This is a genomic window from Novosphingobium meiothermophilum, from assembly GCF_003171715.1.
In the GTDB taxonomy this organism is placed as follows: domain Bacteria; phylum Pseudomonadota; class Alphaproteobacteria; order Sphingomonadales; family Sphingomonadaceae; genus Novosphingobium; species Novosphingobium meiothermophilum.
In genome coordinates this window covers 580,564-599,486 of sequence record NZ_QGHL01000004.1, presented here as the reverse complement: position 1 = coordinate 599,486, position 18,923 = coordinate 580,564, and the positions used below count along the sequence as shown (strand labels likewise).

Here is an 18,923-nt window from a genome sequence, read left to right as displayed (position 1 = left end):
CCGTAACGCCAATCCGCTCGCCCAAGGCTGCCTCCAAAAGACAGCCTTGAATCAACGCCCGAGCCAACAGTCAAGCTTTGTCCACGAAACCTAGACGCCGATCACCCCGCTAACGGGGTCCCTTTTGCACGCCGGTCCCCATTTACCTTCTCACGTGACGGATCAAGACCGGAGTGGAGCTGCTCACGCGCCTTGTCGCGGCGGCGGCGTGCTTCGCTCAGGCTGATCTCGGGGTAGGTGCCAATTGCCAGCTTCTTCTCCTTGCCCAGCATGCGGTATTTGAGCCGCCACAGCTTGCTGCCGTTGGGCTGGACCTCGAGATAGAAGCCCGGAAAAACCCGCGATCTTGTAAGGCTTCTCGCGCGGCTTGGTATTGCGCACCGCGGCTTCGGAAAGCGGCATCGTGTCATCCTCGAATCAAGGAGCCCCCAGCGCATGGGGGCCTCACAACGGCGCCAGGGGCTCTGTCACTGCCAAGGCCCCAAAAGGTCCGGATTAAGGCAGATATGAGTGGCACCGAGCGGCCTGGTAAGGCGGAAAATATCCCGGATTTCTGCGCGTTACAACGATCTCGGTGGATGCCGGTGGACGGCCATGTGGAGCGGGTAGCGGGAATCGAACCCGCATAACTAGCTTGGAAGGCTAGGGCTTTACCACTAAGCTATACCCGCTTGCGCCGCGGGGCGTTTGCCCCATTCGCGTGGTGCCGTGCGCTTGCCACGCGATAGGCTGCTTCGTCAACCTTGCAGTTTCAACACCGGATGCATGCCTGTTGACACTCATGCAATAAGATATATCGTAGATGCAATAGAAATATCTCGAAAGGGTTCCAATGCCTTCCAGTCGTGCGATCGTGCCCACTGCTCATGCCAGCCGCTATCTCCAGCAGTTGTGCAAGCATTGGGGACACAAGTTTGCGGTCGAGTTTGATTCCGCCAGTGGCCGGGTCGCATTGCCGTTTGGCCCGCTAGACCTGAAAGCCACGGGAGAGGCGCTCGAACTGACTTGCCGGATCGAGGGCGAAGGCGATCTGGCGCGGATGCAGCAGGTCGTGGCCGACCATCTCAATCGCTTTGCCCATCGCGAAGGGGAGCTGCGCTTTGACTGGCACACCCTCGACTGAGTTTTCATTCATAGAATGAATGCCTGCCAATCAAAACCAGTTCTTTGCCGCAGGGTTCAGGCAAGGCTAAGCCGCGCAGACGCAATGCGCGGCAAACGGATGGGAGAAACAAATGCGGCTGGCAACATTGAACGATGGTTCGCGTGACGGGCGTCTGGTGGTGGTGGCCCCCGATGGGGCCACATGCGCAGGCGCTCCCTTCGCAACGCTCCAGCAGGCCATCGAGCAGTGGGAGACCGCCGCGCCCGCGCTTGCCGCCATCGATCACTTTCCCGAACCGCTTGACCCTGCGCAAGTTCTCGCGCCGCTTCCGCGTGCATGGCAATGGCTGGATGGCTCTGCATTCCAGAGCCACGGCGACCTGATGGATGCGGTGATCGGCATTGCCAAGCCGAAGGTTGATTTTCCCCTGATGTATCAGGGCATGTCGGACACCTTTCTTGCCCCGCTTGCTGATGCACGGTTCCCGTCTGAGGATCTGGGGATCGATTTCGAAGGCGAGTTCGGCGTGATCGTCGATGCCGTGCCGATGGGCACGAGCGCGGCCGATGCCTTGGCGCACATCAGGTTGATCGTACAGATCAACGACTGGTCGCTGCGCGCGCTTGCCGGGCCGGAGATGAAAACCGGGTTCGGCTGGGTAGGGGCAAAGCCTGCAAGTGCGATGGCGCCTTTTGCGGTGACGCCCGATGAACTGGGCGACGCCTGGGCTGACGGCCGGGTTTGCCTCGATCTGCTGGTCGACTGGAACGGCAAGCGGTTTGGCGCGGCCAATGGCCGGGCAATGGGCTATGGCTTCCATGAGCTGGTCGCCCATGCCGCCCGCACGCGCGATCTGGTTGCGGGAACGGTGATCGGTTCGGGCACCGTATCCAATGCGAACTTCCGCGAGATCGGTTCATCCTGCATTGCCGAGCGGCGGGGCATCGAAGTGCTGGACGAGGGCGAGGCGAAGACCGCCTTCATGGCATTTGGCGATACCGTGCGGATGGAAGCCGTCGATGCGAAGGGGAGGGCACCGTTTGGTGTCCTGAACCAACGGGTGGTGCGCGCCTGAAAGGGCATCCGGGCTTGCCGATCTTTCGATAATTGTTATAGCGCATAGCGAAATCGGAGGATCTCATGGCCGTTGAAACGAGTCTGCCGCAATCCACTCTGGCCCACACCGCGCTCGACCGGTTCCTGCGCCCGCAATCGGTCGCCGTGGTTGGCGCATCGGACAAACCCGGCGCTTTGGGGGCCACGATCCTCACCAATCTTGATCGCAACGGCTATGCCGGCGCGGTTTATCCGGTCAATCCGAAGCGCGACGAGATCATGGGGCGGCGGTGCCATGCCTCGGTCGATGACCTGCCCGAAGGGGTGGACGTGGCGGTTCTGGCTATCCCGCGCGGCGGCGTGCTTGATGCGGTAAAGGGGCTGGCAGCGCGCAAGTGCGGCGGCGTGGTGATCTTCTCGGCCGGGTTTGCAGAAGGCGGCGAGGATGGCCTTGCCGAACAGCGCGAAATCGCCCGCATCGCGCAGGAAGCGGGCATGGTGGTCGAAGGGCCGAACTGTCTGGGCCTTGTGAACTATGTCGATCGCATTCCGCTGACCTTTGTGGAAACGAATGCCGTGCCGCCGGGCGACCGGCGCGCCATCGGCATCGTCTCGCAATCGGGCGCAATGGCAGCCGTCCTCGGCACCATGCTGCTCAGCCGAGATTGCGGCGTCTCCTATTCCGTCTCCACCGGAAACGAGGCGGCGAGCGGCGTGGAAGACTATGTCGACTGGCTGGTTGATCAGGACGATACCCACGTCATAGCGATGATCGTGGAGCAGTTCCGCAAGCCGCAGGCATTTCTGGCTGCGGCGCGCCGTGCCCGCGCGGCGGGCAAGCCCGTCGTGCTGCTGCATCCCGGCAAGTCGAGTGCGGCACGCGAATCGGCGGCAACGCATACCGGTGCCATGGCGGGCGATTACAAGCTCATGCGCGCGATGGTGGCGCGTGCGGGTGTCATCTTTGCCGAGACGCTGGAAGAACTGGGCGACATCGCGGAAATCGCGGTGCGCTGTCCGGTGCTGCCGTCGGGCAGGACTGCGGTTCTGGGCGAATCGGGCGCTTTCAAGGCGTTGACGCTGGATCTGGCGGAGGAACTGGATCTGCCGCTGGCCGATCTGCGTGATGCCGATTCGCCGCTGCTGCGCGCGGCCTTGCCGCCGTTCGTGCCGGTTTCCAATCCGCTCGACATTACCGCGCAGGGCCTGTCCGAGCCTGCGATCTATACCCGCTGCATCGAAGCCCTGCTGGGGGATGACCGCGTGGGCACCGTGCTGGCCGGGATCATTCAGGCAGAGCCGATCACTTGCGCGATCAAGTTCCCGGCCATCCTTGCCGCAGTGGAAGGGAAAACATTGCCCAAGCCGGTGATCTTCGCCGGGCTTGATGAAGGCGCCGATGTTCCGGCTGAACGCATCGCTGCCCTGCGGGCGGCAGGCGTGCCGTGGTTCCCCACGACCGAACGCGCATTGCGCGCCATCACGCGGCTGACACACTGGGCGGCACAGGATCTTTCCGCCAATGATCTGCTACCCACGCCCCTGCCGGGACTGGCGCAGGTGCACGGGGTTATTCCCGAATACCGGGCGAAGGATCTGCTGGGGCCGCTTGGCGTGAACTTCCCCAAGGGCCGATTCGCTGCCAGCGCGGATGCTGCGGTCGCGGCGGCCGATGCCGTGGGCTACCCGGTGGCGATGAAGGCGCAGGCTGCTGCCCTCGGTCACAAAAGCGATGCGGGCGGGGTGATCCTGAACCTTGCCGATGCCGAGGCCGTGCGTGCCGCATGGGTGCGCATTCACGAGAGCGTTGCGGCCTATTCTGCCTCCATCCGGCTCGACGGCGTGCTGATCGAGGCGATGGGAAAGCGCGGTATGGAGATGATCGTCGGCGCCAAAAACGATCCCGAATGGGGGCCGGTGGTGCTCGCAGGCTTTGGCGGCGTGACGGCCGAAGTCCTTCAGGATGTGCGGCTGCTGACGGCTGACCTCACGCAGGCGGCGGTAGAGGCGGAACTGTTGAAGCTGAAAAGCGCCGCTTTGCTCACCGGCTATCGCGGCGCGCCCGCGCTCGATGTTCCGGCGCTTGCCGCGTTGATCGTCAAGGTCGGACAGGTCCTGCGCGCCGAACCTTCGATCCGTGAGATTGACCTCAACCCCGTGATCCTTCACCCCATGGGCGAAGGCGTTGTGGCGCTGGATGCGCTGATGCTGGTGGATTGACCAAGTCCGCCGGGACGCACTGAACCGGCGGCGACCGGTCGGGTCGGTCCTGAGTGCGTCAGTGCCCCGGAAAATCCATAAGCGAATCGACCGCAAGACCTGCATCACGCAGGCGCGCCGCACCATGCAGGTCGGGCAGATCAATCACGAACAGCGCATGAGTCACGCTGGCCCCTGCGCTGCGCAGGAGTTCTGTTGCGGCAAGCGCCGTCCCGCCCGTTGCAATCAGGTCATCGACGATCACGATGCGCTGGCCGGGATGAAGGGCGGACGGGTCGATCTCCAGCCGGTCGCGTCCGTATTCCAGTGCATAGTCGATGCCCAAGGTCGGCACGGGCAATTTGCCCGGTTTGCGCACCGGGATGAAGCCAAGCCCCATCCGGGCTGCCACTGCCGCACCGAAAATGAATCCGCGCGCCTCCATGCCCGCAATGGCCTGTGCGCCCGCACCGCTCGCTCTGTCGGCCAGATGGCCGATCGTGGCGGCAAGCCCTTCACCGTGCGCGATCAGCGTGGTGATATCGCGGAAAAGGATGCCGGGGGCGGGAAAGTCCGGCACGGTGCGGACAAGCTGCTTGAGATCATCGGGCGTCATGGCAGATGGGATGCTATCGCCGGATGCGAAAAAGGCCACCGTTTCCGGTGGCCTTTGTTCGTTTTGCCATTCTGGCGAAAGATGCCTCAGGCAGCCTTCTTGTCGGCCCAGACATTCTTCTTGGCAAGATAGGCCAGAACGGTTGCCGCCAGGAGGAAGCCCAGCACGGCCCAGCCGGTCTGCTTGCGCTTGTCCTGCTTGGGCTCTGCCGCCCAGATGAGGAACGCAGCCACGTCCTTCGACATCTGATCCACCGTTGCCTTGGTGCCATCGGCATAGGCGACCTGATCGTCGCTGGCGATGGGCTGCGGCATGGCAAGGTTCAGGTTGGCGAAGTAGGGGTTGTAGTAGAGGCCGTCGGGAGTCTTGGCGTCCGGGAACTTCTTCAGAAGTTCGGCGGGCTGCTCCTGATAGCCGGTCAGCAGCGAATAGACATAGGCACCGCCGTTGTGGCGCGCCTTGGTGATGAGCGAGAGATCCGGCGGCACACCCTGACCGGCGTAATAGACGACCGGGATGTAGTCGGACGGGATGTTGTCACGCTCGCCGCGCTCGCCGGTCTTCTCGTCGAAGGTCGGCTGCTTGGTGCCCCACTGCTTGGCAATGGCCTTCACTTCGGCCTCTGAATAGCCAAGCTCGGCAAGATCGCGGAAGGCCACGTGGCGCATCGAGTGGCAGGTGGAGCAGACTTCCTTGTAGACCTGGAAGCCGCGCTGGAGCTGCTGCTTGTCGAACTTGCCGAAGGGACCGTCGCTGGCGAACTTCACGTCCTTGGGGTGGAGGTGAAATTCGTGCTCGGCGGTCGCCGGGGCAGGTTCCTTGATCGCGGTGTAGGCGCCGTTGCCGAACGACCAGAGCAGCGCGACGGCGAAGAAAAGGCCGACAAGGGGGCCAAAAAGACGGACCATGAGGGTTCTCTTTCTCTTACGCTTCGTGGCTGTCAGGCAGCTGCAGGGTTGGCGTTGAGCACGGCGCTCTCGTCCTTGCCGAGGACGGCTTCGGTGATCGAGAACGGAAGCGGTTCCGGCTTCTCGATCGACGAGACGATCGGCAGGATGATGAGGAAGTGCGCGAAGTAATAGAGCGAGGCAAGCTGGCTCAGCATCACGTAGGGCTCCTGAGCCGGCGCGCCGCCGCAGTAGAACAGCACGGCCATCGCAGGGATCAGACCGAACCAGAAGAACTTGCGGAACAGCGGACGGTAGTGGCCCGAACGCACCGGCGAGGTATCCAGCCAGGGCAGGAAGAACCACACCAGGATCGCGCCGAACATGGCCAGCACGCCCATCAGCTTGGCGGGGATGAAGAAGAAGTCATACGTGAAGGCGCGCAGGATCGCGTAGAACGGCCAGAAATACCATTCCGGAACGATGTGCGCAGGCGTCGAAAGCGGGTTGGCCGGGATGTAATTGTCCGGATGACCCAGCGCGTTGGGCGCAAAGAACAGCACCGCGCAATAGATCAGCAGGAACACGCCGAGGCCGAAACCGTCCTTTGCGGTGTAGTAGGGATGGAACGGAACCGTGTCTGATTCCTGCTTCACTTCCACGCCGGTCGGGTTCGACGAGCCGGGAATGTGAAGCGCCCAGATGTGCAGGATGATGACACCCGCAATCACGAAGGGCAGGAGGAAGTGCAGGCTGAAGAAGCGGTTCAGCGCGGCGTTATCGGGCGCGAAGCCGCCCAGCAGCCACACCTGAAGCGGTTCGCCCACAACCGGGATCGCGCCGAACAGGCCGGTGATGACCTTGGCACCCCAGAACGACATCTGGCCCCAGGGCAGCACATAGCCCATGAAGGCGGTTGCCATCATCAGCAGGAAGATGACCACGCCCAGCAGCCAGATCATTTCGCGTGGCGCCTTGTACGAGGAGTAGAAGAAGCCGCGGAAGATGTGGAGATAGACGACCACGAAGAAGGCCGAAGCGCCGTTGGCATGCGCATAGCGCAGCATCCAGCCCCAGTTCACGTCGCGCATGATATGCTCGGTCGAATCGAAGGCCACCAGAGCATTGGGCGCATAGTGCATGGCCAGGATGACGCCGGTGACGATCTGGAGCACGAGGCAGAACCCGGCGAGCACGCCGAAGTTCCACATGTAGTTCAGATTGCGGGGAACCGGATAGCCGGCACCCACGGCATTGTAGACGAAACGGGGCAGGGGCAGCTTCTCGTCAAGCCACTGCATCAGGCCGTTCGACGGCTTGTATTCGTTTGCCCAGGCAAAGCTCATGTTTCCTGTCCTCAGCCGATCTTCACGACAGTGTCGGAAATGAATGCATATTCGGGCACCTCAAGGTTCTTGGGTGCCGGACCCTTGCGGATGCGGGCGGCGGTATCATAGTGCGAACCGTGGCAGGGGCAGAAATATCCGCCGAACTCGCCCTTCACTTCGCCTTCGCCCGCGCCCAGCGGCACACAGCCGAGGTGGGTGCACACGCCCATGGTGATGAGCCAGTTGGTCTTGCCGGCCTTGGTCCGCTCTTCCAGCGTCTGCGGATCGCGCAGCGAGGCAACATCGACCTTTTCGGCCGAGGCGATTTCTTCCGGCGTCAGGTTGCGGATGAACACCGGCTGCTTGCGGAACACTGCCTTGATCGCCTGGCCCGGCTGGATGGCCGAGATGTCGATTTCGGTCGAGCTCTGCGCCAGCACGTCTGCCGATGGCGCCATTTGACTCACCAGCGGGACCAGGACAGCAAGGCCGCCCACGCCCGCAAAACTCACCGCCGCGATATTGATGAAATCGCGTCGGCGCACGCCCTCTCCGGTCATGTCCGGAGTGTTGATGCTCGCCTGATCAGCCATTGATATTCCCTGCCTGATGCCGCCGCACACGCGGATCGCGCGCGGTCCGACTTGCCCTTTTTCGGTAATGCAAAGGATCGTATCAGCCGGTCCTTGCATCACCCCGGAGCCAGACACGCGCGCCTGCGCGGCACCAGCCCCCACTCGGCGCGCCTGATAGACGCAAAGCCACGGCTTTGCCAACAGGCATTTTGGTGTGGGAAACACCCCTTGTTTGCGCCTCTTTCAGCCCCGGTGGCGCAGATCGTCACGATCGGGACATGCCCTCGAAACCCGCGCCGTCGGGCCAGTCAGGTCCGGCGATTCCCATGACCTTGAACAGGGCGCCCATCTGTCCCTCGCCGGTCAGGCGTTCATGCGCCGCCGCGATGGCAGCGGCCTGATCGGGTGCATGTGCGCACAGTGCCCTTGCCCGCGCATCGATGCCCAGTGCCTTCAGCCAGCGTCCCTGCTCGACCGTCCCCAGCGAGTGCGCACCGCGGGCGCGGGCAATGGGCGCCAGCGCCGAAAAATCGACATGCGCGGTAAGGTCTGCTTCGCCCGGACTGGAAAAGACATCGACCTTGCGATGGGCGCGCACGGCCTGAAGGCTTGAGCCGAGACGCGGCTCGGCATGGCCATAGTCGATGAAAAGTGCCGCGCCGCCCTGCCGCGCCAGTCTGCCCGCCACTTCATTGACGACCGCTGCCGATGCAGGCGATGTTTCGATGATGGCGCCTTCTGGCGCCGTGGCAAGGCTGGCGGGCACGGCGGCTTCCATTGGCGCGGTTCCGGCAACGGCGGCGAGCCTGCCCTGATGGATTCCCACCATGCGTTCGCGCCAGCCGTGTGCGGTGCGGACGAGCTGGCGCACCGGCAGGGCATCGAGGAACTCGTTGGCCACGAGCAGGATCGGGCCATCGGTCGGCAGGGTCGAGAGATCATCATGCCAGACCGCATCGGGATGCCGTTCCAGTTGCAGCGCCTTCAGTGCCGTGCTGGTTTCGACAAAATGGGGCCGGGGATTGAGACCGTAGCGGCCTGCGGCGCGCAGTGCGTCCCGCGCGAGAGTTCCTCGGCCCGGCCCCAGTTCCACGTAATGCACACGCTCGTCCCGTCCGGCGCGGGTCCAGATGTCAGCCATCCACAGGCCGATCAGTTCGCCGAACATCTGGCTGATTTCAGGCGCGGTGATGAAATCGCCGGTCACGCCGAAAGGATCGCGGCTGGCGTAATAATGGGCGTTCGATTCCGCCATGTAGTGGGCAATGCTGATAGGGCCGGTATTGGCGATCAGCCGGAGGAAGGTATCGAGCAGCGGCGGCTTCACGCGGCGGCTGATCCTTGCGCGGAGAGCGGCTTGCGCAGCAGGGCGCGCAGCAGGAAGAACAGCCCCACCGCCATCATCGGCACGGTCAGCCACTGGCCCATGGAAAACCCCGTGCGCATGGCGAAATCGAGGAGCTGCGCGTCTGGTTCGCGGTAGAACTCCACCGTGAAGCGGGCCAGCGCATAGCCAAAGGTGAAGGTGCCCACCAGCAGCCCCGGCCGCCAGCGGGCCTTGGTTTTCCAGAACAGGAACAGCAGCACGATGAGCAGGACAAGCCCTTCGAGCGCGGCTTCATAAAGCTGGCTGGGATGGCGGGCGACCGGGCCGCCGCCGGGGAAGATCATGGCCCAGGGAACGCCCGACCCTGCCTCGCGCCCCCACAACTCGCCGTTCATGAAATTGGCCAGTCGCCCGAAAAGCAGGCCAGCGGGCACGCAGACCGCGATGTAATCGCACACCCGCACGAAATCGAGCCGCGCCCGCCACGAGACCCAGGCGATGGCCACCACCGTCCCGATCAGGCCGCCGTGGAAACTCATGCCGCCCTCCCACAGCTTCACGAGGTTCTGCGGCTCGGTCAGCAGTTCGGGGGCATAGAACACCGCATAGCCCAGTCGTCCGCCCAGAATGATGCCCAGCGTGGCGTAGAAGAACAGGTCGTCGGCGTGGCGCTGGGCCATGGGGGCGCCGGGTGCGCGCAACATTCTGGACAAATGCCAGTAACCCAGCACGATCCCCGCCAGATAGGCCAGTGAATACCACTTCAGAGCGAAGAAGCCGAGATCGAGCGCAATCGGTGAAACGCCCAGATCCACCCAGCGAATCGGGCCAGATGCCGCTGCCGATGCAGTGGACGTTACGGCAAGCGCGGTTGCCGTTGACACTAGTGACAGCAAGCGGTGAACTCCCTACAACTTCCTGAACGGACCCGTTTTCGTGCAGCCCTGCGGGCACTTTGCGCTATCGTAATGGCACGGGAAAAGGGACACAGGCAAACCCGAAAAGGCGCGCGTCACGATGTGCCTGCGGGTGAGGAGAAATGAAAGGGCAACATGAAGACCGAACTGGACCTTGCCATGGACAGCGCATTCAATGCGCTCACTGCCGAAGGCGCCATGTTCCACACGGTTCCGATCCACCGGTTCGGCCGGGATCTGCCGATGATCGCTGCCGCGCCGCCGCACCTGCCTGCCTATTTCGCCTATTTCTGCGCCACGCATGGCGACAAGACCTTCATCGTCGATGGCGACATACGCCTGAGCTTTGCCGACATCTACAAGGCGGCAAGGCATGTCGCGGGCGGACTGGTGGAAGGGCTTGCCCTGAACAAGGGCGACCGCGTGGGCATTGCCGCGCGCAATTCGTCGAACTGGGTCATTGCCTACATGGCCGTGCTGATGGCCGGAGGCTGCGCCACGCTCCTCAACGGCTGGTGGCAGGGCGAGGAACTGGCGGCAGGCATCGATCTGGTGGAATGCCGCTATGTCATTGCCGATGCGGCGCGCGCGGCGCGCCTTGAGGGCCATGCCCATGGCGCGCAGGTTCTGCCGATGCAGCACGACTGCGCATATACCGAAGGGCTTGCCGCACTTCTGGCCGGGGGCGGCGGCATGACCACGATCCTGCCCGAACTGACGGGGGATGATCTGGCCACGGTGCTCTTTACCTCAGGGTCCACCGGCATGGCCAAGGGCGCCTATTCCGACCATCGCGCAGTGGTTCAGGGCACGATGAACTACGTTGCGCAATCGGCCGCGATGCTGGCGATCCTGACCGCGCGGGGCGAGGCACCCGCACCGGATGTCCAGCCTACCACGCTGGTCAACGTGCCGCTGTTCCACGTGACCGGCGAAGTGCCGGTGTTCCTCCAGTCGTTCGCGCTGGGGCGCAAGCTGGTGCTCATGCCCAAGTGGGATGCGGTGGAGGCCATGCGCCTGATCGAGCGCGAGAAAGTGACCTACTTCGTCGGCGTGCCGCTGATGAGCTTCGAGATCGCTACCCATCCCGACCGGGACAAGTATGACCTTTCCACCTGCGTATCGTTTGCCGCTGGCGGCGCGCCGCGCCCGGTGGAGCACGTCGACCGCATCCGCAAGGCCCTGCCCCATGCCTTCCCGCTGCTGGGCTATGGCCTGACCGAGACGAACGGCGTGGGCTGCGGCAACCTCAACGAGAACTATCTGGCCAAGCCCGGAAGCACCGGCACCGCATCGCGGCCGCTGGTCGATCTGGCGATCCTTGATGATGCGGGCAATCCGCTGCCGCAGGGCGAGGTGGGCGAAGTCTCGATCCGGTCGATCGCCAATTTTCTGGGTTACTGGAACAACGAGAAGGCCACGCGCGAGGCGATCATGCCCGATGGCTACTTCCGCACGGGCGATCTGGGCTATCTTGACGCCGAAGGCTATCTGTTCATCGTCGATCGCAAGAAGGACATCATCATCCGCGGCGGCGAGAACATTTCCTGCATCGAGGTGGAAAGCGCGATCTACGCCCACCCCGCCATTGCCGAGGCCAGCGTGTTCGGCCTTCCCGACGAGAAGCTGGGCGAGGTGCCGGCCGCGGTCTATCTCGTCAAGGAAGGGCAGAGCGTGACGCCCGACGAGCTGACCGCCTTTCTCAAGGAGCACATCGCGCCGTTCAAGGTGCCGGTGCGGTTCTGGCAGGTGGACGAGGCCCTGCCGCGCCTTGGCACCGAAAAGGTGGACAAGCGCACCCTGCGCGATCGCTATACCAGGGAATGGCTGGCCGCCTGACCGGGCCTTGCCCCGAAGGTAATCTTGTTGGACGGCGCGAATGCAGGCTTTAAAGGGGGAGCATGATGCTCCCCCGGATTGCCAATCAGCGCGCCATAATCGATCGGCGCGCCCTTGCCGATGCAGTGGCCGCCGCCTTTGCCGAACAGGGCGAGAAATCCCGCTCCGCCGTCGTCGAACTGCTGCGCGAGGCGCTTGAGGCGGGGCGGACGGAAATTGCCCGCAGGCTTGAGGCAAGGCCTTCGGCGGGGACGGAATGCGCGCAGGCGCAGGCATTTCTGGTCGATCAGCTGGTGCGCGTGATCTACGATCATGTCGTTACCCGGCTCTACCGTGCCAGCAACCGTTCGATGGGCGAGCGGATCGCCGTGATTGCCGTCGGCGGCTACGGGCGCGGCGAGATGGCCCCGCATTCGGATGTGGACATTGCCTTTGTCACGCCGATCAAGCCCACCTCATGGTGCGAGCAGGTCATCGAGGCGGTTCTCTATTTTCTTTGGGATCTGGGCCTGAAGGTCGGCCATTCCAGCCGCTCGCTCGACGAGGTGGTGCGCATGGCGCGCAGCGACCTGACGATCCGCACCGCCATGCTCGAAGGTCGCTATGTCTGGGGCGACCGCGAGCTTTACGATATGGCGGCCGCGCGCTTCTGGGCCGAAGTGGTCAACGGCACCGAAAAGCAGTTCGTGGCCGAAAAGCTGCAGGAGCGCAACGAACGCCACAAGCGGCTGGGCGACAGCCGTTATGTGGTCGAACCGAACGTGAAGGAAGGCAAGGGCGGCCTGCGCGATCTGCACACGCTCTACTGGATCGGCAAGTACATCCACAAGGTGCGCGACGCCTCGGAACTGGTGGATGTCGGCCTGCTGACCGCGGAGGAATACCGCGCCTTCCGCAAGGCCGAGAACTTCTTCTGGGCCGTGCGCTGCCACCTTCACATGCTGACGAAGCGGGCTGAAGACCGCCTGACCTTCGATCTCCAGCGCGAGGTGGCCATGCGCATGAACTTTGCCGACCGCCCCGGCAAGAGCGCGGTCGAGCGGTTCATGCAGTATTTCTTCCTCCAGGCCAAACAGGTCGGTTCGCTGACCGGGGTGTTTCTTGCGCAGCTTGATGGCCAGTTTGCGAGGCAGAAGCGCGGGTTCTTTGCAGCCCTTCGCGCGCGTCCGCGCAGGATCGGGGCCTTCGTGCTGGAAGGCGGCAAGCTGGGCGTGCCCAACGACAGCGTGTTCCAGCAAGACCCGGTGCGCCTGCTGGAGATGTTCGCCATCGCCGCCGAGCAGAAGGTGGAGATCCATCCCGAAGCCATGCGCATCGCGCGCCGCGATGCCGGGCTGATCGACGCCGCCGTGCGCAAGGATCCCAAAGCCAACGCCCTGTTCATGGAAGTTCTCACCAGCCGCAACGATCCCGAAACGGTTCTGCGCTGGATGAACGAGGCAGGAGTGTTCGGGCGCTTCATTCCCGACTTCGGTCGGGTCGTCGCGCAGATGCAGTTCGACATGTATCATCACTACACGGTCGACGAGCATACGATCCGCGCCATCGGCCTGCTCGCCCGGATCGAGAAGGGCGAGGCGCGCGAAGATCATCCGCTGGCGAGCGAAGTGGTGGGCAAGGTCGCCTCGCGCCGGGTGCTCTATCTGGCAACGCTGCTCCACGACATCGCCAAGGGCCGCAAGGGCGATCATTCGGTCCTGGGCGCGGAAGTTGCGCTCAAGCTCTGCCCGCGCCTTGGCCTTTCGCCGGCCGAGACCGAGCTTGTGGCATGGTTGGTGCGCTGGCACCTGCTGATGAGCGCGACCGCCTTCAAGCGCGATCTGGCCGATTACAAGACCATCGCCGACTTCGTGAATCTGGTGCAGAGCCAGGAGCGCCTGCGCCTGCTGCTGGTGCTGACCGTGGTCGACATCCGCGCGGTGGGGCCGGGGGTCTGGAACTCGTGGAAGCGCCAGCTTCTCAGCGATCTGTTCATTTCCGCCGAAGAAATGCTGCGGCTGGGCCACAAGCAGCACGGCCGCGCCGAGCGCATCGCTGCCAAGAAGAAGGCCGTGGCCGCGCTTCTGAAGGAACGCGACGCGCTGATCGGCACGGTCGGCAAGCAGTTGGGCGATGCCTACTGGATTGCCGAGCCGGAAGACATCATCGCGCTCAACCTCCAGCAGATGGATGCGGCGCTGGGCGAGCCGCTCTCGGTCGAGGCTCACTGGTATCCGGCGCGGGGGGCAACGCTTGTCACCGTGCTGGCGGCGGACCATCCGGGGCTGTTCTATCGCATTGCGGGGGGCATACACCTTGCCGGCGGCAACATCATCGACGCACGAATCCATACCGCACGCAATGGCACGGCGGTCGACAACTTCCTTGTGCAGGATCCGCTGGGGCGCCCGCTCAACGAGGCCAGCCAGATCGCCCGGCTCAAGAATGCCATTGCCGATGCGCTGGCCAACCGCGTGAAGCTGGTGCCGCAGCTTGCGGCCCGCCCGCTCGCGCGGCCGCGCGCCGATGCGTTCGACGTGCGCCCCATCGTCATCTTCGACAACAAGGCTTCGAACCGCTTTACCGTGATCGAGGTCGGTGCGCGCGACCGGCCCGCGCTGCTCAACCGGCTGGCGCGGGCGCTGTTCGAGACGCGGCTGATCGTGCATTCGGCCCACATCGCCACCTACGGCGAGCGCGCGGTGGACACGTTCTACGTCACCGATGTGCTGGGCGAGAAGATCACCGAGACCAACCGGATGAAGACGATCGAGAAGAAGCTGCTGGAGGCCGCCGAGGACCGCAAGGTCAAGGCTGCGGCCTGATCAGGCGCCGGGTTGCCCTTGCTGCAATCCGGCGAACTGGTCGTAGGCCTCGACCGCCTGCGCCGCATACATGAGGCTTGGCCCGGCCCCCATGTAGAGCGCCATGCCCATGGTTTCCATCACTTCATCGCGTGATGCGCCCTGATCGAGCGCGGCCTTGGCGTGAAAGGCAATGCACCCATCGCAGCGGATGGCCACCGCAATCGCCAGCGCGATGAGTTCCTTGGTTCGGCCGTCCAGCGCGCCGGGCCTTGTTGCTGCCTGCGCCATGCTGGAAAAAGCCTTCATCACATCCGGAGAGCCGAGGCGCACCTGCTTGATGGCGCCCGAAAGCTCGGCTGCCATCTGCGGCCAGTCCTTGTGATGGTTTGCAGGGTGATTTGCAGCAGGCATCGCAGGGGTGTCCTTCAGGTCTTGAGGTGGGTGATCTGCCGCGCCACAAGCCAGCTTACCGGAAAGGCGAGCAGGAAGCCCGCAGCGGCGGCAAGCGCGATGGGCTGCATCCCGTCCAGTCCTGCGGCCAGCACGGCAGTGATGCCGGCCCCCATGAGCGTGGTGGCAATGACGGTGTGCAGGATCATCATCAGGCGAAACATGGCGCAGTCTTCCTTGCATGGAGCAGGGATCACGAGACCCTCTATAAAAGCATGTGCTAATATGAATTGACCCACGTCAATCGAGGCGAAGCTGGAACGCGCAAGCGCAGGATCCGCAAGGACGGGACTCGCAAGGATGGTGCGCAATCCCTATTTGACGGTGGATGCAGGATGCGGAGTATCTTTCGGGGCGGCTGCTGCTGGCGATGCCGGGCATGGCCGATGAGCGATTCGATCATGCGGTGATCGCGATGTGCGTGCACGACGAGCATGGCGCGCTGGGCATCGGCATAGGCCGGGTGCGCGACGGTCTGACGCTGCATGGCTTGCTTGAGGACGTGGGGATCGATCCGGGGCAGGCCCCCGATGTGCCGGTGCTCGATGGCGGGCCGGTGGAGACTGCGCGCGGGTTCGTGCTGCATACCGGAGACTGGGGCGGCGAAGGGACTGTCGTCGTCAATCCGCTGTGCAGCCTTTCGGCCTCGCTCGATGTGCTGCGGGCCATCGCCGAGGGGCGCGGGCCGAGCCGGTTCATCGTTGCGCTGGGCTATGCCGGCTGGGGCGCGGGCCAGCTTGAAGGGGAAATGCGCCAGCACGGCTGGTATGCGGCCAAGGGCGATCCCGAAATCCTATTCGCCACGCCCACCGGGCGGCGCTGGACGCAGACATGGAAGCGCGAGGGAATAGACCCCGCGCACCTTGCGGCGCAGACCGGAAGCGCCTGAGCGCGTGGCTGTTTGCAGGCTGCGGTTGTCCTGCCTCTTTCTGTATCCGGCAGGTCTGGCCGCCCCGTTGCAAACATGCCGCGCGCGTTCTAAATGAAAGGCAACATCGAGAGTTGGGGTGACGCTCCAACGCCAACCTGCCGATCCGGGCAAGGTGGCACCCGCTTCAGGACACTGGAAAGGGGATGTGGCCGATCCGGCAACCAAACGGACACGGACACTGCGGCAGCGTCATCTCTCTCAGCTTGAAAGAGAGACGCCAAGACAGTGCCGATCAGGATTGCCGACAATCTGCCTGCCCGCCGCACCCTCGAAGCCGAGGGCGTGATCGTGATGGCTGAAACCGAGGCCGCCCGGCAGGACATCCGCCCGATGCGGATCGCTCTGCTCAATCTCATGCCCGACAAGATCACCACTGAAACCCAGATCGCAAGGCTGCTGGGCGCAACGCCCTTGCAGGTGGAACTGGAACTGGTGCGTATCTCCGATCATGTCAGCAAGAACACCTCTGCCGGGCACATCTCCGCGTTCTACCGGCCGTGGGAGGAAGTGCGGCAGGAAAAGTTCGATGGGCTGATCGTTACCGGCGCACCGGTCGAGACGATCCCTTTCGAGGAGGTGAGCTACTGGGACGAGCTGCGCCGCATCTTCGACTGGTCGCAGACCCATGTGCATCGCACGCTTTCCATCTGCTGGGGCGCAATGGCCGCACTGCATCATTTTCATGGCGTGGAGAAGCACGCGCTGGAGGCCAAGGCATCGGGCGTTTTCCGCCATGTCAACCGTGCGCCGGCCAGCCCGTGGATGCGGGGCCTGCCCGACGCCTTCGATGTCCCCGTATCACGCTGGAGCGAAGTGCGCCGCGAGGACTTGCCGGAGGGACATGGCCTTGCGGTGCTGGCCGACAGCGAGGAAACCGGGCTGTGCCTCATTGATGATCCGGCCATGCGCACCCTGCACATGTTCAATCATCTGGAATACGATACGCTGACCCTTGCAGGCGAATATGCGCGCGACGAGGGGCGCTATCTGCCCCGGCACTATTTCCCCGGTGATGATCCGCATGCCCGCCCGGTCAATTCGTGGCGCGGCCATGGCCATCTGCTCTACGGCAACTGGGTGAACGAGACCTATCAGACCACGCCCTATGATTTGGCCGACATAGGGCGCTGATCGGGGCAACAGAAAGGGGGCTGGCGGGCGGCGCTGCCGTGCACCCTTGCCTTTGTGCGCCGCTTCGCCTAACGGCCCCAGCTTCAACCGACACGGATTCGATGATCGGCCTGGCCACAAGGGCTGCCAAGGCAGATCGGACGCGTCGCATTACAGGAGACGAAAATGCCCAAGCTCAAGACCAAGAGCGGCGTGAAGAAGCGCTTCAAGCTCACGGCCTCCGGCAAGGTGAAGCACGGCGTTGCCGGAAAGCGCCACCGCCTGATCAGCCACAACGCCAAGTATATCCGTCAGAACCGCGGCACTGAAGTGATCTCCGACGCCGATGCGAAGGTGATCAAGAAGTGGGCGCCCTACGGGCTGAACTGAGGAGCGCTGACCAATGAGCCGTATCAAGCGTGGTGTAACCACCCGTGCAAAGCACAAGCGGATTCTGGAACAGGCGAAGGGCTTCCGCGGCCGTCGCAAGAATACCATCCGCGTTGCCCGTCAGGCCGTCGAAAAGGCCGGCCAGTATGCCTATCGTGACCGCAAGGTTAAGAAGCGCAACTTCCGCGCCCTGTGGATCCAGCGCATCAACGCCGCCGTGCGCGCCGAAGGGCTGACCTACTCGCAGTTCATCCACGGCGCGAAGCTCGCCGGGATCGAACTCGATCGCAAGGCCATGGCCGATCTGGCCATGAATGAAGGCGCGATCTTCAACGCGGTCATCGCACAGGCCAAGGCGGCGCTGCCCGCCTGAGGCGACGGCGCGCTTTGCACCTGTTGAAAGGGGCGGATTTCTTCGGAAGTCCGCCCTTTTTCGTTGCGGATCGCGCGGCCGCGATGCAAGCTGGCCTGAAGCAGCAAGCACAACGGGACGGGGCGCACACTTCTTGACAGCGAGGGACTGTTCTGTCCGGGTTCGCTTCCACCGGCCTCCCGCGCCGCTCGCCCGCTATTTCACAACCTTCTATTTGACCGAAATCCATGTCGGGTCCGGCGGGCGCGTCACGGACCATCTTCACCCGGAATGGGCCAGTCTGCGCGTCTTTCAGGGCGACTTTCCCGATTCCCGGCTGCCGGGGCAGCCCCTGCTTGCCGGGGCCGGCGCCAATTTCACCGGTCCGACGAGCACGACCCTGAGGTTCACGATCGGCACGGCGCGTTCATGGGGCATCGGGTTTCTGCCCCTGGGCTGGGCGCGGTTCATCGGGCAACCGGCCAGCCTTCATGCCGACCGCGTCTATAACCTCAAGGACCAGCCTTTCCTTCAGGCCTTCGTGCCGCTTGCAGAAGCACTGTTCGGCACGGATGCGGATGAGGACGCCGAACTGGCGCGGATCAGTGCCTTCTTCACACAGGCCCTCGCGGCGGGCGAACATGAGGACGATCCGCGCATAATGGCCTGCCATGCCGCGCTGGTCGATCCGGAAATAGCCACAGTGGGCGCCATGGCCGAGGCTGCGTGCCTGCCAGCGCACACGCTGGAGCGCCTTTGCCGCCGCCATTTCGGCTTTGCGCCGCGGCTGCTGCTGCGGCGCCAGCGGTTTATGCGCAGCCTGGTGCAGTATCTTCTCGATCCCTCGCTCAAGTGGATCGGGGCCATTGACAGTCACTATCACGATCAGGCGCAGTTCGTGCGCGATTTCCACCGGTTCATGGGGATGAGCCCGCGCGAATATGCGGCGTGCGCCAAACCCGTCGTCGGTGAAGTGATGCGTGCAAGGCAGGCGTTCGTGGGCAATGCTGTCCAGGCGCTGCATTCCCCCTCGTCGCGATAACTCCACACTTTGA

At 63.8% G+C, this 18,923-nt stretch carries 19 protein-coding genes, 1 tRNA gene and 1 riboswitch; of the genes, 10 read left to right on the top strand and 10 right to left on the bottom strand.

Annotated elements, in window-relative coordinates; translation table 11 throughout:
• Nucleotides 1-101 precede the first annotated feature (101 nt).
• Together DKM43_RS03270 and DKM43_RS03265 are read right to left on the bottom strand one after the other, a co-directional pair.
• A complete protein-coding gene (locus DKM43_RS03270; protein WP_236632355.1) occupies nucleotides 102-410 on the bottom strand; it encodes an Arm DNA-binding domain-containing protein in 309 nt (102 codons plus the stop codon).
• Nucleotides 411-597: 187 nt separating this feature from the next.
• Nucleotides 598-671: transfer RNA gene (locus tag DKM43_RS03265), tRNA-Gly, on the bottom strand.
• A gap of 161 nt (nucleotides 672-832) precedes the next feature.
• Between DKM43_RS03265 and DKM43_RS03260 the strand changes: the two genes are divergently transcribed.
• From DKM43_RS03260 to DKM43_RS03250, 3 genes are all read left to right on the top strand, one after another.
• Nucleotides 833-1,123 carry a DUF2218 domain-containing protein gene (locus tag DKM43_RS03260; RefSeq protein ID WP_109796999.1) on the top strand — a complete coding sequence of 97 codons (291 nt, stop codon included), beginning with the start codon at nucleotides 833-835 and terminating at the stop codon, nucleotides 1,121-1,123.
• 112 nt (nucleotides 1,124-1,235) lie between these two features.
• Nucleotides 1,236-2,180 (top strand): fumarylacetoacetate hydrolase family protein, encoded by a 945-nt coding sequence (locus DKM43_RS03255; protein ID WP_109796998.1) that lies wholly within the window; start codon nucleotides 1,236-1,238, stop codon nucleotides 2,178-2,180.
• A 65-nt stretch (nucleotides 2,181-2,245) separates the two neighbouring features.
• Nucleotides 2,246-4,381 carry an acetate--CoA ligase family protein gene (locus DKM43_RS03250; protein WP_109796997.1) on the top strand — a complete coding sequence of 712 codons (2,136 nt, stop codon included), beginning with the start codon at nucleotides 2,246-2,248 and terminating at the stop codon, nucleotides 4,379-4,381.
• A gap of 58 nt (nucleotides 4,382-4,439) precedes the next feature.
• Here DKM43_RS03250 and DKM43_RS03245 read toward each other — a convergent pair whose 3' ends face one another.
• The 6 genes from DKM43_RS03245 to lgt form a co-directional block, all read right to left on the bottom strand.
• A complete protein-coding gene (locus DKM43_RS03245; protein WP_109796996.1) occupies nucleotides 4,440-4,976 on the bottom strand; it encodes an adenine phosphoribosyltransferase in 537 nt (178 codons plus the stop codon).
• A gap of 86 nt (nucleotides 4,977-5,062) precedes the next feature.
• Complete coding sequence (locus tag DKM43_RS03240) at nucleotides 5,063-5,884, bottom strand: cytochrome c1 (RefSeq protein WP_109796995.1); 822 nt, start codon at nucleotides 5,882-5,884, stop codon at nucleotides 5,063-5,065.
• A gap of 32 nt (nucleotides 5,885-5,916) precedes the next feature.
• Nucleotides 5,917-7,209, bottom strand: a complete 1,293-nt coding sequence (locus tag DKM43_RS03235; RefSeq protein ID WP_109796994.1) for a cytochrome b — start codon at nucleotides 7,207-7,209, stop codon at nucleotides 5,917-5,919.
• An 11-nt stretch (nucleotides 7,210-7,220) separates the two neighbouring features.
• Nucleotides 7,221-7,784 carry a ubiquinol-cytochrome c reductase iron-sulfur subunit gene (gene petA, locus DKM43_RS03230; RefSeq protein WP_109797078.1) on the bottom strand — a complete coding sequence of 188 codons (564 nt, stop codon included), beginning with the start codon at nucleotides 7,782-7,784 and terminating at the stop codon, nucleotides 7,221-7,223.
• Between the two features lie 247 nt (nucleotides 7,785-8,031).
• Nucleotides 8,032-9,093, bottom strand: coding sequence for a class I SAM-dependent methyltransferase (locus DKM43_RS03225; RefSeq protein ID WP_236632348.1), 1,062 nt, complete (start codon nucleotides 9,091-9,093; stop codon nucleotides 8,032-8,034).
• Nucleotides 9,090-9,977, bottom strand: coding sequence for a prolipoprotein diacylglyceryl transferase (gene lgt / locus DKM43_RS03220; protein WP_236632347.1), 888 nt, complete (start codon nucleotides 9,975-9,977; stop codon nucleotides 9,090-9,092). Before lgt ends, DKM43_RS03225 begins: the two co-directional genes overlap by 4 nt.
• A gap of 168 nt (nucleotides 9,978-10,145) precedes the next feature.
• Between lgt and DKM43_RS03215 the strand changes: the two genes are divergently transcribed.
• Both DKM43_RS03215 and DKM43_RS03210 read left to right on the top strand, forming a co-directional pair.
• A complete protein-coding gene (locus DKM43_RS03215) occupies nucleotides 10,146-11,849 on the top strand; it encodes a class I adenylate-forming enzyme family protein (protein ID WP_109796992.1) in 1,704 nt (567 codons plus the stop codon).
• A gap of 62 nt (nucleotides 11,850-11,911) precedes the next feature.
• On the top strand, nucleotides 11,912-14,653 hold the full coding sequence (locus DKM43_RS03210) for a [protein-PII] uridylyltransferase (RefSeq protein WP_109796991.1): 2,742 nt from the start codon (nucleotides 11,912-11,914) through the stop codon (nucleotides 14,651-14,653).
• On the opposite strand, the gene DKM43_RS03205 is transcribed toward DKM43_RS03210, so the two are convergent.
• Both DKM43_RS03205 and DKM43_RS03200 read right to left on the bottom strand, forming a co-directional pair.
• Nucleotides 14,654-14,998 carry a carboxymuconolactone decarboxylase family protein gene (locus DKM43_RS03205; protein ID WP_201739756.1) on the bottom strand — a complete coding sequence of 115 codons (345 nt, stop codon included), beginning with the start codon at nucleotides 14,996-14,998 and terminating at the stop codon, nucleotides 14,654-14,656.
• Between the two features lie 62 nt (nucleotides 14,999-15,060).
• The gene (locus DKM43_RS03200) at nucleotides 15,061-15,249 is read right to left on the bottom strand and encodes a hypothetical protein (protein WP_109796989.1); all 189 of its coding nucleotides are present in this window, start codon (nucleotides 15,247-15,249) and stop codon (nucleotides 15,061-15,063) included.
• Nucleotides 15,250-15,413: 164 nt separating this feature from the next.
• On the opposite strand from DKM43_RS03200, the gene DKM43_RS03195 reads away from it, so the two are divergent.
• The 5 genes from DKM43_RS03195 to DKM43_RS03175 all read left to right on the top strand — a co-directional run bounded on the left by DKM43_RS03195 (nucleotide 15,414) and on the right by DKM43_RS03175 (nucleotide 18,910).
• Entirely contained in the window at nucleotides 15,414-15,974 is a 561-nt protein-coding gene (locus DKM43_RS03195) for a YqgE/AlgH family protein (protein WP_109796988.1), read from the top strand.
• 98 nt (nucleotides 15,975-16,072) lie between these two features.
• Nucleotides 16,073-16,191, top strand: a riboswitch (SAM-I-IV-variant riboswitch).
• Between the two features lie 50 nt (nucleotides 16,192-16,241).
• Nucleotides 16,242-17,147 carry a homoserine O-succinyltransferase gene (locus tag DKM43_RS03190; RefSeq protein WP_109796987.1) on the top strand — a complete coding sequence of 302 codons (906 nt, stop codon included), beginning with the start codon at nucleotides 16,242-16,244 and terminating at the stop codon, nucleotides 17,145-17,147.
• 165 nt (nucleotides 17,148-17,312) lie between these two features.
• Nucleotides 17,313-17,516, top strand: coding sequence for a 50S ribosomal protein L35 (rpmI, locus tag DKM43_RS03185; RefSeq protein ID WP_011444346.1), 204 nt, complete (start codon nucleotides 17,313-17,315; stop codon nucleotides 17,514-17,516).
• A 13-nt stretch (nucleotides 17,517-17,529) separates the two neighbouring features.
• The gene (rplT, locus tag DKM43_RS03180; protein ID WP_109796986.1) at nucleotides 17,530-17,889 is read left to right on the top strand and encodes a 50S ribosomal protein L20; all 360 of its coding nucleotides are present in this window, start codon (nucleotides 17,530-17,532) and stop codon (nucleotides 17,887-17,889) included.
• 214 nt (nucleotides 17,890-18,103) lie between these two features.
• The gene (locus tag DKM43_RS03175) at nucleotides 18,104-18,910 is read left to right on the top strand and encodes a helix-turn-helix domain-containing protein (RefSeq protein WP_161554025.1); all 807 of its coding nucleotides are present in this window, start codon (nucleotides 18,104-18,106) and stop codon (nucleotides 18,908-18,910) included.
• Nucleotides 18,911-18,923 lie beyond the last annotated feature (13 nt).

Bases quoted from the DNA above. Each gene is read 5' to 3' on its own strand.
- DKM43_RS03270 (WP_236632355.1), bottom strand. From the start codon at position 410: ATGACACGATGCCGCTTTCCGAAGCCGCGGTGCGCAATACCAAGCCGC.
- DKM43_RS03260 (WP_109796999.1), top strand. From the start codon at position 833: ATGCCTTCCAGTCGTGCGATCGTGCCCACTGCTCATGCCAGCCGCTAT.
- DKM43_RS03255 (WP_109796998.1), top strand. From the start codon at position 1,236: ATGCGGCTGGCAACATTGAACGATGGTTCGCGTGACGGGCGTCTGGTG.
- DKM43_RS03250 (WP_109796997.1), top strand. From the start codon at position 2,246: ATGGCCGTTGAAACGAGTCTGCCGCAATCCACTCTGGCCCACACCGCG.
- DKM43_RS03245 (WP_109796996.1), bottom strand. From the start codon at position 4,976: ATGACGCCCGATGATCTCAAGCAGCTTGTCCGCACCGTGCCGGACTTT.
- DKM43_RS03240 (WP_109796995.1), bottom strand. From the start codon at position 5,884: ATGGTCCGTCTTTTTGGCCCCCTTGTCGGCCTTTTCTTCGCCGTCGCG.
- DKM43_RS03235 (WP_109796994.1), bottom strand. From the start codon at position 7,209: ATGAGCTTTGCCTGGGCAAACGAATACAAGCCGTCGAACGGCCTGATG.
- petA (WP_109797078.1), bottom strand. From the start codon at position 7,784: ATGGCTGATCAGGCGAGCATCAACACTCCGGACATGACCGGAGAGGGC.
- DKM43_RS03215 (WP_109796992.1), top strand. From the start codon at position 10,146: ATGAAGACCGAACTGGACCTTGCCATGGACAGCGCATTCAATGCGCTC.
- DKM43_RS03210 (WP_109796991.1), top strand. From the start codon at position 11,912: ATGATGCTCCCCCGGATTGCCAATCAGCGCGCCATAATCGATCGGCGC.
- DKM43_RS03205 (WP_201739756.1), bottom strand. From the start codon at position 14,998: ATGGCAGCCGAGCTTTCGGGCGCCATCAAGCAGGTGCGCCTCGGCTCT.
- DKM43_RS03200 (WP_109796989.1), bottom strand. From the start codon at position 15,249: ATGTTTCGCCTGATGATGATCCTGCACACCGTCATTGCCACCACGCTC.
- DKM43_RS03195 (WP_109796988.1), top strand. From the start codon at position 15,414: ATGCAGGATGCGGAGTATCTTTCGGGGCGGCTGCTGCTGGCGATGCCG.
- rpmI (WP_011444346.1), top strand. From the start codon at position 17,313: ATGCCCAAGCTCAAGACCAAGAGCGGCGTGAAGAAGCGCTTCAAGCTC.
- rplT (WP_109796986.1), top strand. From the start codon at position 17,530: ATGAGCCGTATCAAGCGTGGTGTAACCACCCGTGCAAAGCACAAGCGG.